Annotated in this window: 10 protein-coding genes; 6 read left to right on the forward strand and 4 right to left on the reverse strand. The window is 34.1% G+C overall.

What is annotated here, in order from left to right; all coding sequences use genetic code 11:
- Window positions 1-2 precede the first annotated feature (2 nt).
- Window positions 3-1,169: an efflux RND transporter periplasmic adaptor subunit gene (locus GBO31_RS11685; RefSeq protein ID WP_219008526.1), complete on the forward strand. Its 1,167-nt coding sequence runs from the start codon at window positions 3-5 to the stop codon at window positions 1,167-1,169.
- A gap of 6 nt (window positions 1,170-1,175) precedes the next feature.
- Window positions 1,176-4,718 (forward strand): efflux RND transporter permease subunit, encoded by a 3,543-nt coding sequence (locus GBO31_RS11690; protein ID WP_219008527.1) that lies wholly within the window; start codon window positions 1,176-1,178, stop codon window positions 4,716-4,718.
- Between the two features lie 80 nt (window positions 4,719-4,798).
- On the opposite strand, the gene GBO31_RS11695 is transcribed toward GBO31_RS11690, so the two are convergent.
- Window positions 4,799-7,465 (reverse strand): TonB-dependent receptor, encoded by a 2,667-nt coding sequence (locus GBO31_RS11695; RefSeq protein WP_219008528.1) that lies wholly within the window; start codon window positions 7,463-7,465, stop codon window positions 4,799-4,801.
- 247 nt (window positions 7,466-7,712) lie between these two features.
- Here GBO31_RS11695 and aspS point away from each other — a divergent pair, with 247 nt between their 5' ends.
- Both aspS and GBO31_RS11705 read left to right on the forward strand, forming a co-directional pair.
- Window positions 7,713-9,461, forward strand: a complete 1,749-nt coding sequence (aspS, locus tag GBO31_RS11700; RefSeq protein WP_219008529.1) for an aspartate--tRNA ligase — start codon at window positions 7,713-7,715, stop codon at window positions 9,459-9,461.
- Window positions 9,462-9,544: 83 nt separating this feature from the next.
- Window positions 9,545-11,329 carry a chloride channel protein gene (locus tag GBO31_RS11705; protein ID WP_219008530.1) on the forward strand — a complete coding sequence of 595 codons (1,785 nt, stop codon included), beginning with the start codon at window positions 9,545-9,547 and terminating at the stop codon, window positions 11,327-11,329.
- A gap of 55 nt (window positions 11,330-11,384) precedes the next feature.
- Here the strand turns inward: GBO31_RS11705 and GBO31_RS11710 are convergent, their stop codons facing one another.
- Window positions 11,385-13,334 (reverse strand): alpha-amylase family glycosyl hydrolase, encoded by a 1,950-nt coding sequence (locus GBO31_RS11710; protein WP_219008531.1) that lies wholly within the window; start codon window positions 13,332-13,334, stop codon window positions 11,385-11,387.
- A gap of 197 nt (window positions 13,335-13,531) precedes the next feature.
- Here GBO31_RS11710 and GBO31_RS11715 point away from each other — a divergent pair, with 197 nt between their 5' ends.
- Together GBO31_RS11715 and GBO31_RS11720 are read left to right on the forward strand one after the other, a co-directional pair.
- Window positions 13,532-13,789, forward strand: coding sequence for a hypothetical protein (locus tag GBO31_RS11715; RefSeq protein ID WP_219008532.1), 258 nt, complete (start codon window positions 13,532-13,534; stop codon window positions 13,787-13,789).
- 83 nt (window positions 13,790-13,872) lie between these two features.
- Window positions 13,873-14,070 carry a cold-shock protein gene (locus GBO31_RS11720; protein ID WP_219008533.1) on the forward strand — a complete coding sequence of 66 codons (198 nt, stop codon included), beginning with the start codon at window positions 13,873-13,875 and terminating at the stop codon, window positions 14,068-14,070.
- 44 nt (window positions 14,071-14,114) lie between these two features.
- Here GBO31_RS11720 and GBO31_RS11725 read toward each other — a convergent pair whose 3' ends face one another.
- Together GBO31_RS11725 and GBO31_RS11730 are read right to left on the reverse strand one after the other, a co-directional pair.
- Entirely contained in the window at window positions 14,115-14,948 is an 834-nt protein-coding gene (locus GBO31_RS11725; RefSeq protein WP_219008534.1) for a carboxypeptidase-like regulatory domain-containing protein, read from the reverse strand.
- Window positions 14,923-15,702 (reverse strand): hypothetical protein, encoded by a 780-nt coding sequence (locus GBO31_RS11730; RefSeq protein WP_219008535.1) that lies wholly within the window; start codon window positions 15,700-15,702, stop codon window positions 14,923-14,925. The genes GBO31_RS11725 and GBO31_RS11730 overlap by 26 nt, the downstream gene beginning before the upstream one ends.
- Between the last annotated feature and the right edge of the window lie 24 nt (window positions 15,703-15,726).

Raw genomic sequence — 15,726 nt, forward strand, 5'->3', positions numbered from 1 at the left:
TCATGAAAAAATTAGTATTCATATTCTCCATGTTACTTATTCTTGCTTCTTGCGGACAAAAAGATGGCAAGTCTATTGAAAAAGTAATTGAAAAAGGAGATCTAACCGCAATCAGAGCAAAAAGAAGTGAAATAGTAGCAGAACAACAAGCTATTGCTGATAAGCTAAAGCAATTGGATGAAGCTATCGCCTCTTTGGATAGTATTAAAAAATTACCTTTAGTAACTACAATTACGGCAAAAGATACTTTGTTTAATCATTATCTAGAACTGCAAGGAAGCGTAGAAACCAAAAAGAATATCGTTTTATATCCAGAAACAGCAGGAACATTAGTTAGAGTATTAGTTAAGGAAGGCCAAAAAGTTTCTAAAGGTCAGGTTCTAGCAAGAATAGATGACGGAGGTTTGAGTCAACAAGTAGCACAAATGGAGGTGCAAGCAGAATTGGCTAAAACAACTTATGAGCGTCAGAAAAAACTATGGGAACAAAAAATTGGTTCAGAAATTCAGTACTTACAATCTAAAACGAGTTATGAGTCTGCAAAAAACGGTGTAGAACAAATGAAGCGCCAACTGGCAAGAGCAACCGTAACTGCACCATTCTCTGGAATTGTAGATGATGTAATTACTGAACAAGGAAGTGTTGTTGCGCCTGGACAATCAMAATTGATACGTATTGTAAACCTAGACGATATGTATATAGAAGTAGAAGTTCCTGAAAGCTATATTTCGAGTATTGTTAAAGGAAAAGAAACTAAAGTATATTTTCCTGTACTGGGAAAAACAATTGATACCAAAATTCGTCAGGTAGGAAACTATATCAATCCTAATAATCGATCTTTTACGGTTGAAGTCGCAGTTCCAAATAAAGATGGAATTATCAAACCTAATCTGACAGCTAAAGTTCAAATCAACGATTATACCAGTGAAAAAGCAATCCTTATTCCACAAAGTATTATTTCAGAAAATGCCGAAGGAGATCAATATGCATATGTAACTTCTGGAAAAAATGGTACTAACATAGCAGAAGCAAAACGTACAATTGTAAAAACTGGGAAAACCCAAGGAGATTATATTGAAATTTTAGAAGGAATCACTAATGGAGATGATATCATTAGTGAAGGAGCAAGAAGTGTGAAAGACGGCCAGAAAGTAGAAATTATAAACTAACATCTTATGGAAGTGAATAAGAAAAAAGTAGATAAAGAATTTAGATTAGCGTCCTGGGCAATAGACAGCCCAACAACCATCTATGTGATGATGGCGATTTTCTTCGTTCTTGGTTTATCGGCATATTTCTCTATGCCAAGAGAGAATTTTCCTGAAATTAATGAAACTAAGATATACATCAGTGTTCCATACCCAGGAAATACCTCAGAAGATATAGAGCGATTAATTATTGATCCTCTTGAAGATAAGTTGAAAAACCTGGGAGGTGTAGTAGAAATTGTATCTACATCTCAAGAAGATTATGGAATCATTACTGTAGAATTTGAAGAAAAATTCACCGTTGCAGAAGCTAAACAAAAAGTAAAAGATGAAGTAGATTCTGAAAAATCTAATGAAGATTGGCCTACTTTTAACGGAGCTAAAGTAGAACCGAATGTTTTTGATCTAAGTATCTCAGAAGAAACTCCAATTATGAATATCAACATCACTGGAGATTATCCAGTTGATAAGTTAAAACAGTTTGGAGAATATCTCGAAGATGAGATTGAAGATCTAAAAGAAATCAAAGGAGTAGATATCCGAGGAGCACAGGAAAAAGAAGTAGAAGTAGCGGTAGACATCTATAAAATGATGGCTGCCAAAGTAAGCTTTGACGATGTACTAAATACCATAAGAAATGGTAACATCACCATGTCTGCTGGAAATATGATTACTAGCGGACAACGAAGAACCATTAGAATTCTTGGAGAGATTGATCGCCCATCAGAGTTAGATAATTTTGTGGTAAAATCTCAAGATGGTGCTGTTTACCTTAGAGATATTGCAAAAGTTACTTTTAAAGAGGAAGATAAAACTACCTATGCGCGAGAATTTGGTGATAACGTGGTGATGTTGGAGGTTAAAAAACGTTCTGGAAAGAACATGGTAGAAGCTGCCGATCAGATTAGAGTTATTGTAGCAGACGCGCAGGAAAATGTATTCCCAACTGACCTAAACATCAGCATTGCTAATGATCAGTCTACCAAAACCATCAATCAAGTAGATGATTTGGTAAATAATATCATTTTCGGGATTATCCTGGTTGTGGGTGTATTGATGTTTTTCTTAGGATTTAGAAATGCCTTATTCGTTGGTTTCGCGATACCAATGTCTATGTTTATTTCTTTTATGATTCTATCATTATTAGGATACACAATGAATACAATGATCCTTTTTGCCTTAATCATGGGATTAGGAATGCTTGTAGATAATGGTATCGTGGTAGTAGAAAATGTATATCGTTTGATGGAAGAAGAAGGGATGTCGCGTATTGAAGCTGCTAAAAAAGGAATTGGAGAAATAGCATTTCCTATCATTGTTTCAACGTTGACTACCGTTGCGGCTTTCGTACCGCTTGGAATGTGGCCAGGTGTAATGGGGCAGTTTATGATTTATTTCCCAATAACGCTATCTGTAGTATTAGGATCATCTCTTTTTGTAGCAATATTTTTTAACTCTATGCTTGTTTCCAAATTTATGGATATTGGCGAAAGAGAATTGACCGTAAAACAACTAATTCGCTTAAGCTTGATTCTTGGTGGATTTGGAATATTCATTATGATCGTTGGCGGACCTGCAAGAGGTTTAGGTACGCTAATGATCTTTACAGCTATGATGTTCTGGATTTATAAGTATCTTTTAAAAAGAATGGCTACGTTTTTCCAAACTCGGATTTTGACTTGGTTAGAAAACACCTACCAACGTTTTCTTTCGTTTGCCCTAAGAGGATGGAGAACTTATGCCTTTGTCATTGGAACATTTTTGTTACTATTTGTAGTATTCGGAGCATTTGGTGCTTCAGTTGGAAGTCAACGAACAAAAGTAGAATTCTTCCCAGATAATACGCCAAATCAAATCATTGTCTATATCGAATATCCTCAAGGAACAGATATTGAAAAAACGAATAAAATCACCAAAGAAATCGAGAATCGCGTATATGCGATTATAAATGATCAAGAATATATTGAAGGTGAAGATCATAACTTTTTGGTAGAAGCTGCGGTATCACAAGTTGGTGAAGGAGCTGGGAATCCTCAAACGGATGGTGGTAGCAGTGCGGAAATGCCACATCGTGGAAAGATTATTGCTGCCATGAGAGAATTTAAATTCAGAAAAGGAAAAGATTCTGAAGAACTACGATTCAAAGTGCAAAAAGCATTAAAAGGAATTTATCCTGGTGTTGCTATTTCTGTAGAAAAAGATGCTGTTGGTCCTCCTGCTGGATATCCTATCAATATTGAAATCGAAGGAAATGATTATGATGAGTTGATCAACGTTGCAGAACGCATGAGAAACTTCATCAATGAAAAGAATATTCCTGGTATCGAAGAATTAAAGATTGATGTAAATAAAGGAAAGCCAGCTATGCAGGTGGTAGTTGATCGTCAAAAAGCTGGTGAGTTAGGAGTTGCTGCAGGACAAGTTGGAAATCAATTACGTCGTTCTATTTTTGGCGAAAAGGCTGGTGTTTACAAAAAAGAAGGAGAAGATTATGATATCTATGTTCGTTTTGATAAAAATGATCGCTATAACACCAGTGCATTATTTAATCAAAATATTACATTTAGAGATCAAGCAACAGGTAGATTAAAAGAGATTCCTGTTTCTGCAGTTGCTTCCAAAAAGAACACCTCTTCGTTTAGTGCGATCAAGCATCGTGATACGAAAAGAGTTGTTACTGTATATTCTGGATTACAACCTGGTTATACCGATGCCGGTGCTATTGTAGCACAAATAGAAACTGAGATGGCTAGTTTTACAGGTAAACCAAACAGTGTTAAAATCAACTATACGGGTCAGATTGAAGAGCAAAACAAGCAGATGCAGTTTTTAATGGGAGCCTTTTTTGCTGGATTAGGACTTATCATGTTAATTCTTATTTTCCAATTTAGTTCTATATCCAAACCTACCATTATTATGATTGCTATCTTTTTAAGTTTTATTGGAGTATTTGGAGGGATTCTAATAACAGGAGCAGCGTTTGTAATTATGATGACCATGATGGGAATCATTTCACTTGCAGGAATTGTAGTTAATAATGGAGTAGTACTGCTTGACTATACACAATTATTAATCGATCGTAAAAAGGTAGAATTAAATATTCCTGAAAAGGAACACCTGGCTAATGATGAGGTAATGAAGCTGATTGTAAAAGGAGGAAGAGCACGTTTAAGACCTGTAATCCTTACTGCAATTACTACGGTATTAGGTTTGATACCTTTAGCTGTAGGATTTAATATTGATTTCTTCTCCTTATTCGCCAATTTTGATCCTAAGATTTATATTGGAGGTGATAATGTAATTTTCTGGGGACCTCTCGCTTGGGCAGTTATTTATGGACTGATCATAGCGACCTTCCTTACTCTAATCATTGTACCTTGTTTATTCTTTATAGTTCATAAGGTAAAGGTTTGGTTCAGTGGAAAAAGAAGTCCAAAACCTATAATCGCTGATGAGGAAGAATTAGAAAGTGAAGAAGGCAGTGAAATACCAATACCGTCAGCAACCTAATTTATAACTTAATTGTACAAAAAACGCCGCAAATTTGCGGCGTTTTGTTATTTAACAAGTACTGTATAATTAAATTAAGACTAGAAACTAAAAGTTAGTCCTCCTTGAATAAAAGTTCCGTTGAATCCAAACTGATTTACTTCCCAAGGATATCTAAATCTTCCTCCTAAGTCTGTACCGAAATCTCCAAATGTTTCGATTTCATCTGGAAATACATTCAGAATATTATTTCCTGTTACTTTAGCTGTTACCCAACTTGCAAATTCATATGAAATAGATAAGTCTGTAAGAACTTTACCTGCAAAAGTCTGATCAAAATCAGGATTTGTAGGGTGTTGCCAAGTAACTTCTCCGAAATATGTATTATTTAATACAAAACTAAATTTAGATATATTATACGTGAATCCTAAAACACCTTTTAGATTAGGTCTTGCTGTAGTAATTCTTGATTGTTCTTCTCGATTAAAAATGTCCGTATATCCAGCGTTCAATATTTTATCCGGAACACTAATAGTACCATCAATATCTGTTTCATTCCAGTTAAATGCTGCATTCACATCTAAAGTACCTTTCCCTAATGACAAACCTCTATAATTAGCCACTAAATCCACCCCTTGTGTTTTGGTATCTACTGCATTTACAAAAAAGGTAACATTACCAATCGAATTATCTATCAAAACCTGTTCTACAGCATTCACGGTAGTATCATCACCATCAAAACCAAGAGGGTTTGTTAATAATACTCGATCTTCCACTTTAATATTATAGTAATCCACAGCAACCGAAAACTTAGGAGAAAACCTATATGTGATACCTCCAGCAATGTTAAAAGATTCTTCTGCATCTAATTGAGGAACTCCTAATCCATTGACAGGATCAATAATTACAGGATCTACATTATTAAAAGTTCCTTGCTGACCAATACTCCCATCAGCCAACTGAAGTGTTTGAATATTACTTAGATAGATCTGATGTAAAGAAGGAGCTCTAAAACCAGTATTTACAGAAGCTCTTATCGCTCCCTTTTTATCGTTTAATAAATATCTAGCAGCAACTTTCCAGGATACATTTTCTCCAAAATCACTATAATCTTCATAACGCCCTGCTGCACTGATTAAAAACGCATCAGTAATATCCCAATCAATTCCACCATATACTCCAATATTAGATCTGGTTTCATTTAAAGCATTTTCAGGTCGTAATCCAGGAAAAGATTGTACTCCACCATCAATATAAGAAGCAACTTCACCTGCTCTAGTAATGAATCTTTCCTGTCTAACTTCTGATCCTAAAGTAACACTTACGTCTCCAAAACTTTTAGCTATATCTAAATTTCCTATTTGATTACTAAAACTATATCCTCCAGGATTAAAACTAGTAGGGCTATTTGCTCCTAATGAAGGGTTTAATGAGTTGTTCACCTCATATCCAACTGCATTTCTTCCAAAAGTATAGCTGATATCAAAGTTCCATCCGCCAAACATTTGCCATTTATTACCTAAAGTAAAAGAGTTGTCTCTAATGTCTGTTTCAAAAGTTGGTTGAAAACCTTGATATTCTGTTCCTACAGGATGTAATAAGTTAAAAGGATCTGGAACCCAATATGGAGTTCTATAGAGTGCAAAACTTTTTCCATCTCTTTTTTGAAAACTTCCAAATGCATAAAATTCTGCAGTATTATCAGCATAAGGGAAACCAGCATTAACTGCTAATCCTAATCTATCATATTCTGGTTGCCCAACAATCATTCCTAAATCAGGGTTTGCTTGTATCCAAGGATCTGTTCCATCAATTAGGGTCTGATCTCCAAAGATATTACCAAAAAGCAGGTCATTTCCTGGCTCTCCTGCTCTATTGGTATAATCCTGATGATAAAAATCAGCAGTAAGGTTTATATAACCACCAAAATCAGGGTTGATCGTCGTATTTAAACTTCCGCTATAAGTAAAACCATCTCCTTCGGTTGTAACACCTGTACCCAAATTAACTGTAGTTTTTGACGGACTTTCCTTAAGAATAATATTGATTACACCTGCAATGGCGTCAGATCCATATTGGGCAGCTGCTCCATCTCTTAACACCTCTACTCTTTCTATCGCTGCGGCCGGAATACTTTTCATATCTACTCCTACTTCTCCTCGACCAGGTGTTTCATTCACATATACTAACGCACTTTGATTTTTTCTCTTCCCATTTACCAAAACCAACGTTCTACTAGGTCCTAAGTTTCTCAATTCAGAAGGATCAAAATGAGCTGTAGCATCCGATATTGTTTGTTGGGTAGAATTGTAAGATGGAACTCTAAATGCAATCATTTTATCTACTTCTGGTTGAGCGCTAATTGCCAATTCCTCAGAACTTATATTATCAATTGCCACTGGAGATTCAATAACTGTTCTTGGCTTCGCTCTATTTCCTACGATTACGATTTCATCTAAAACAGCACCTTCCTCTAAAGTAATTGTAACTGGTGCACTGGACGTCACACTTACTTCTTTAGCACCAAATCCAACAGCAGAAACGATTAAAGTAACAGGAAGTGATTTCACTTCCATTGAAAAATTTCCATCAAAATCAGAGGTAGTACCATTGGAGGTACCTTTTTCAAGAATATTGACAAACGGAACCACATCTCCATTTGTACTATTCGTGATAGTACCCGAAATTATTTCCTGTGCAAAAAATGTCAAAGGAAAGAAAAACAAGAATAGCAAAAGCCCCTTGCTAATTTGTGTTTGTTTTTTCATAATGATTTGTTTATAAGTTTTGTTAAAGCTATTAAAACATTCTTATAAAAAAAAGCCAAAACTAACATATGTTAGCTTAAAACTATTCTGATTATCAAATATTTATGCGTAATATCCGTAAAAAAAGTACACTAAAAACGTAATCGCAATAATCACTAAAAACATTTAAAATACTATTTTTCATTTTCCGAAAAACTAGATATAATTAATCTTAAACTTCTTATTTTTGCAGCCTTAACAAATAGCTATGTACAGAAGTCATTCTTGCGGTGAATTACGCACCTCAGACATTAATAAAGAAGTTACCTTATCAGGTTGGGTTCAAAAGACTAGAGACAAAGGATTCATGATATGGGTAGATCTCAGAGATCGATTTGGCATTACGCAACTGATTTTCGATGAACAACGTACATCTTCTGATGTCATGGAAAACGCTAGAACTCTTGGACGAGAATTTGTAATTCAAGTAAAGGGAACTGTTATCGAACGAGAGTCTAAGAATCCTAATATGGTTACTGGTGATATTGAGATTTTAGTAAATGACTTACAAATTTTGAATGACGCATTAGTTCCTCCTTTTACTATTGAAGATGAAACTGATGGTGGTGAGGACATTCGAATGAAATATCGATATTTGGATATCAGACGTAACCCTGTTAAAAACAGCTTATTGTTTCGACACCAAGTAGCAATGAAAGTGCGTAACTATCTTTCTGAAGAAGGTTTTGTTGAAGTAGAAACACCATATCTTATTAAATCTACTCCCGAAGGAGCAAGAGATTTTGTAGTACCTTCTCGAATGAACGAAGGCCAATTTTATGCATTACCACAGTCGCCTCAAACATTTAAGCAATTGCTAATGGTAGGTGGAATGGATAAGTATTTTCAGATTGTAAAGTGTTTCAGAGATGAAGATTTGAGAGCAGATCGACAACCTGAATTTACTCAAATAGACTGCGAAATGGCATTTGTAGAACAAGAAGACATTCTAAACATTTTTGAAGGTCTTACTCGCCATTTAATTAAAGATATTAAAGGTCAAGATATTAGTGAATTTCCAAGAATGACTTATGATGAAGCGATTCGTACTTATGGAAATGACAAACCTGACATCCGTTTTGGAATGAAGTTCGGAGAGCTTAATGAAGTCACTCAACACAAAGAATTTAAAGTATTCAATGATGCGGAATTAGTTGTTGGTATTGCTGTTCCTGGAGGAGCTTCTTACACTAGAAAAGAAATAGACAAGCTAATTGATTGGGTAAAACGTCCGCAAGTAGGTGCTTTAGGAATGGTATATGTAAAATGCAATGAAGATGGTAGTTTTAAATCATCTGTAGATAAGTTTTATGACCAAGAAGACCTTACCAAATGGGCAGAAATTACAGGTGCAAAAGCTGGAGACTTAATTTGTATACTTTCTGGGCAAACCAACAAAGTAAGAGGTCAATTGAGCGCACTAAGAATGGAACTTGCAGAAAGATTGGGATTGAGAAATCCTGAAGAGTTTGCTCCACTATGGGTAATAGATTTTCCATTATTAGAATGGGATGAAGAAACTGAACGCTATCATGCAATGCATCACCCTTTTACTTCACCAAAACCAGAGGACATTCCTCTTTTAGACACGAAACCTGGAGATGTGAGAGCAAATGCATATGACTTAGTATTAAATGGAAATGAAATTGGTGGTGGTTCCATCCGTATTCATAATAAAGAAACTCAAGCGCTTATGTTTGACCATTTAGGATTCACACCAGAAGAAGCAAAAGCTCAGTTTGGATTCTTGATGGATGCATTTCAATATGGAGCTCCACCACATGGAGGAATCGCATTTGGATTTGACAGATTAGTGGCCATACTTGGAGGTCAGGAAACTATTAGAGATTTTATTGCCTTCCCAAAAAACAACAGTGGTAGAGATGTAATGATAGATGCGCCTGCAAATATTGATCAAGAACAATTAAAAGAATTACACATCAAACTCGATATGTAATCCTTATCAAGGTATAGAGAAAAGATCCCGCTCCAAGCGGGATTTTTTGTTACCTTTAATCTAACCAAGATATAACCTATACAATGCCAACCAAAAAAAAGACACTTTTACATAGGTTTTTGATCTGGAGATATCGTCATATTTCTACTAAAAACTTTGTGCTAATTTTGAGCATATTAGTAGGGTTTTGTGCTGGTTTAATTTCCCTTTTACTTAAAAACATCACGCATCTAATACAAGTCGTTTTGGAAAGTGATATTATTTCCTGGCAAACATCTTTTTATTTTATCATACCGATTATTGGACTTCTTATTGTATATATTCTAACCAAGTTCTTATTCAAAAAAGATGTAAAATCTGCCATTCCATTAATTCTATATGCGCTCTCTAAAAAAGACGGTAAAATAAAGCCCTTAAATGGATATCTCCCACTACTTTTAGCTCCTATAACCGTTGGTTTTGGAGGATCAGTAGGATTGCTTGGTCCAGCTGTAGGATCAGGATCTACATTGAGTTCTAGTATTAGCCGTGTATTTAAATTGGATACCAAAACTCGGTTTTTACTAATTGGTTGTGCTGCTGCTGGTGCCATATCTGCAGTTTTTAAATCTCCGCTAGCAGGTTTAGTTTTTGCTGTAGAAATATTTAGTCTGGACTTAACATTAACCTCGTTACTCCCTTTGTTATTTGCATCAGTATCCTCTATAATAACATCCTATTTTTTTCTTGGAGATGAAGTACTATTTAGATTTGAAGTACTGGAAAAATTCGATATTTATGATACTCCTTTCTACATCATTCTTGGAGTTGGTACTGCTATCGCTTCGATCTATTTTACCAAAATGTATTTTAGCATACTTTCTTTTTTTGATCGTTTTCCAAAAAAAATTCACCGTTTACTTATAGGTGGAATTGCTATAGGAGTTATGTTATATTTTATCCCTCCACTCTATGGTGAAGGATTAGGTTTTATCAACGATCTTCTCAGTGGTAATCATCTAGCTGCTATAGGAAATACTCCTTTTGACAACATGACAAACAACATATGGATGATTATCGCTTTACTAACTGGAATTACCATTTTTAAAGCGATCGCTATGACTGCAACCTTTGGAGCTGGAGGATCAGGAGGTATTATTATCCCTACACTGGTTATGGGAAGTGCATTAGGGAATGTGGTCTCTAAAATTATTAATAATATTGGCATGGGGTTTCAGGTTTCTGAAGCAAATTTCACATTATTAGGCATGGCGGGATTAATTGCGGGTGTATTACATGCTCCCTTAACTTCTATATTTTTAATCGCTGAAATCACAACAAGCTATGAGTTGTTTGTACCATTAATGATTACGACATCAATATCATTTATTATTTCCAAAAATAGTATTGAGCATAATATTTATACCCGATCTCTTGCCGAACGAGGATTATTACTTACTCATGACAAAGATCAGACGGTTTTAACATTGATGAAATTGGATGATTGCATTGAGACTAATTTTATTTCAGTTCATCCTCACTACACCTTAAAACAATTGCTTAGTGAAGCGGTAGCTAAGTCCAATAGAAATTTATTCCCTGTAATTGATGAATCCAATACTTTATTAGGGATTGTAACTCTTGATAATATTAGAGATATTATGTTTGATGTTTCTTTATATCATAAAACTACCGTAGAGATGTTAATGATACAAGTGGAAACAGCTATTATGTATGAAAATGATGATGCAAAAAAGGCAATGCGAAAGTTTCAAGATACAGGTGCTTGGAATCTTCCTGTGATTAAAGAAGGGAAATACTATGGGTTTATCTCCAAATCAAAATTATTGACTGCTTACAGAAGAAAATTAATCCATTTCACTAGATAAAAAAACCCGTTGAGATGGATTTCTCAACAGGTTTTTACACACTTAACAATTCAAACTACTTTTTTATTAATTGAACCACTTGAGTTCTATCATTAAATTCTATTTTCATTAAATACATTCCATTCATCAAATGAGGTGTATTAATACTGAAACTATTGTCTTGAATGTCTATCTTTTTATTTTCTAAAACTTTCTTACCTGAAAGATCATACATTTCTATATTGATATCATTGACAGAAAGATTTGTTACAGGAAATGTTACTTGCAACGAATTTGTAAAAGGGTTGGGCCAAGCTTTTGCAAAATTTGTATCAGCGAGATTAATCTCATCTAAACTTAAAGTTCGAGATGTAGGTTCCCCTATCAATACCAATCCAAATGAAGCTCCAAAGGTGACAGTACCATTAGTGACAATAGCTAAACTACCAGAAAAATAATCTTGTAATTCTGTACCATCAGGCCACATTCCGAAAACATCCAATGCTCCCACAAAATCATTATCATTACCAGTATATACTAATGCTTTATCATCAATGCCACTCTGATCATATTCTCTTTTAAATGTATATGGTGCATCTTGAAGTTTAGTATGCTTTCCTGCTCCTACCGAAACATGTTCTCTTCTAAATTTTCCAATTTTTTGATAATGAAGTAATGTTAAGGATGCAATAGAATTTGGGTTATTCAAATCGTCAAAGTTCATATTTGATCTAAGAGTAGCATCTCCCGTAGCTCCTCCTCCAGGAGTAAGTGTTCTAGCTGTTTCATCTCCATAATAAATCTGCGCTGGTCCAGGAGTAAGTAATAACTTAGTTCCTGCTTCAAATGTTTTTTGACGATTTCTATCAAAAACTTCTTCTGTATCATGGTTCGTTAAAAAGTTCATAGCACTTTTTCCTTGTCCCAATTGATTTTGCAAAAGATTATCATATCGACTAAAAATACTCTCTAATCCTTCATCTGCATTAAATCGAAATTCGAAGTTTATTAAGTTAGCAAATCCATTATTGTAATAATCTACATTAAATCCATCTCCTGTAAAGGTTCTTCCCATGCTAGGAGCATTGTAGTTAAACACTTCTCCTGTCATCCAAAAATCTAAATCATCTATTTTTTTTGTTGGATTATTTGTTTTCCATTCTCTTAACGCTATTATGCCTTCTTCTTCTAATTCTTTCCATACAGCTTCTTCAACATGTTTTACTGTATCTACTCTAAATCCATCAACTCCATACTTTCTTATGTAGTCCGTTAACCACTTGATGATATAATTTCTCGGTGATCTGGATTTACCAGTTCTTGTAAAAAAGTCATTCAGTTCATTTTCTTCCTGATCTCTTCTTCCTTCTTGATTCCATTTTTCTAGTAGCCAATTTGGGAGGCTTACATTATCATTAGAATCTGTTCTAATATCTGGCAAATTATCCACCAACTCACATGGTATTGTACCTCCTGGCCCTTGAAAATTACAAGTGGGATCTCTTCGTACCCATTCATCTGGCCAGGATTGACCTTGATCTCTACTGGAATCCGGACCAACATGATTTAGTACCACATCCATTAATACTCGTATTCCATGTTCATGTGCAGTATCTACAAAAGATCCAAAAAGTTCGTTAGTTCCTAAATTAGCATCGATATTTGTCCAATCTTTTGCCCAATATCCATGAAAACCATATCCAGCTCCAGGAACAGAGCCATAAATATTTTCAATTGGTGGAGTAATCCATATCGCGTTTACTCCTAAATCGTCAAAATATCCTTCTTCTATTTTATTAATTAATCCTTGTAAATCTCCTCCTTCAAAGTTTCGTAATGGTGGTCCATCTTGAGGTCTACCATAAGAAATATCATTAGATGTATCTCCATTTTCAAAACGATCCGTAAGAACAAAATATACTGTGGCATTTTCCCAAACGAAAGGTAAACTTCTTTCAGATTGTGTGTAACCTAATTTTGATAAACAAAGAATTAAGATTACAGCAATTAGTAACTTCTTTCTCATTGTGTGAATTTTTTAGTTTTTGTTTGTGTTTGATATACGTATAAGTTTAATTTGTCAAGGATATCTCGTATCACTAGCTAGTACAAAACCTTGATTATAAGCAAACGCATCTTTTATCAATCTATTAAATGCTGATTTTACGAAAACCTTTGAGTGTTAATAAATTGTATTAAATTCATCAAAAAATCAATTCTATTATGAAATATGTAATTAGAATATTATTTGTAGCAGTTGTTATTTTAGTAGCTGTAGGCTATTACTATAAGAATTCTGGAGATCATCTTACAGGAGATAAATGGGTTGGAATTGGAATACTTGGTGCTTCTTTTATATTAATGCCTTTATTTATCTATCATAGGTGGAAAGATAAAAAGGTAAAAGACTATATGTTAACAGAAGAAAACATTCAGAAAATGAAAAATTTCACCAAAGAAGAAAAAACTGACAAAAACTAAAATTATGCAAATATTTACATTTTGATAACAACTGGTGTTGTATTAAAAGCTACCTTTAGGATTCATAATATTATCTTATTACAATGGAAGGAACAGTAAAATTTTTCAATGAATCCAAAGGTTACGGGTTTATTACCAACGACGAAACAGGAAAGGACATCTTCGTGCATGCTACGGGATTAAACGGCGAAGCTCTTAATGAAGGAGACAAAGTAGAGTATCAAGAACAAGAAGGAAGAAAAGGAATTATTGCGGCACAGGTTCGTGTAATTCACGATTAAGATAAATTCGTTAAGTTTCAAAAGGCGCTGTTTTAGCGCCTTTTTCATTCTTCAATATTGTATTTTTCCTTAAATACTATACTTTCCGCAATTAGAAACTCTAGTAGTTTTAATCCATCTCGTGTACTTAAAATAGCATTGATATTCGTTTCTTGGTCCAAAAAGTCCATAAAATTGTACAACTCCGTTTCAGGTATTTTCAACTCTTTTATAAAAAACTCTTCTCTATAATATTGCGTTAACTTTATTTCAATATTTCCTTTTTTACTACTTTTTTTAAATATCCCAGATATAGCCTGAATCAAACCGGCTAAATCTACAGAAATTCCCGCTTGGTTATTACCTGACGGCAACACTGTATTTTCTACTGGTGATTGTTCATCATTTGGTCTAGAAACTCCCATTTGCTTCAATTGCTCAGCATTCCAAAAAGGCAGATTTTTCTCATAAGTAGGAATCTCTTCAATATCTTTATAAACATCTCCTGTTAAAGAATACTGAGATATATGAACCTCATCCAAGGTATTAATTTCAGACTCCAAAAACACTCTATAACTCTTTGATTTTAATTGTTCTTTTGTGATTGTAAGTTTTTTCGTTTTGAACTGAACAGAAGAAAAAATAATAACATCTCCTATATTAGCTGGAATTTCAAAATATCCTGATTTATTATTAACGACACCTATTTCTTTAGTAAGGTTTACAATATTCACAGCTTCTAGCTCTAATTCGTTTACAACAATTTGGCCTCTAAACCAAGAAGTTTGTTGTCCGAAACCTGAAAAAGTGAAGAATAAAAAGAGGATTAAAGCATTTATTTTCATCAGAAATAAAGAAGCAAATCGATACATATTATTTTCTTTGACGATTCTTATCATTAAATACTTTACTCTGATGGATGAGATATTCCAGAATTCTTAATTCATCACCAGTTTTTAACACCTTCTTTGTTTCCTCTTTCTCATTTACATAATCTAAGAAATCATACAATTCAGTTTCAGGTATTTTTAGTTCTTCAACTATAAATTCTCCCTGATAAAAATCTGCTACTTGTGGAATTCTAACATTCTTAGATTTGCGCGTATCTTTTTTCTTAAACAAGCTTGCAACCATTCTACCTGCAGCTATGAAATTGAAGGCAGTTGCATTTTTTCGATGATCAACTGTTGTATTTCTAACCGTTTTTGCTCCTTTCTCGTGTACAAAAGGAGTTTCATCCAACCTTTTGGCGTTAAACATGGGTAGATTATCTTCAAACGTTTCTATTTTCTTAATATCTTCTTTTGCCTCTCCAGAAAGGTCATATTGAGAAACTTTTACCTCATCCAATTCATTAACCTTAGTTTCTAGTTGTATTGCTAAATTTGCTTTTTTCAGATCCTTTTTAGTTACGATATGCGCTTTCTGATAATGTTGAATAGAGGAAAAAATGATAGTATCCCCCTCGGTAGCTCTTATCTGAAAATAACCTACTTCATCATTAATAGTTCCTACTCCTTTAGTAAGATTAATAATATTTATTGCTTGTGCTTGTAGCGTATCTGTAACGATTTTTCCTCTTAAAACATCATTTTCTTGAGAAAAACCAGAAAGACTTAGTAAAGAAATGGTAACATATAGTCCTTTTTTCATTTTGATTGATTCTATCAAAAAGAC

The sequence above is a fragment of the Aquimarina litoralis genome (assembly GCF_019295435.1).
GTDB lineage: Bacteria > Bacteroidota > Bacteroidia > Flavobacteriales > Flavobacteriaceae > Aquimarina > Aquimarina litoralis_A.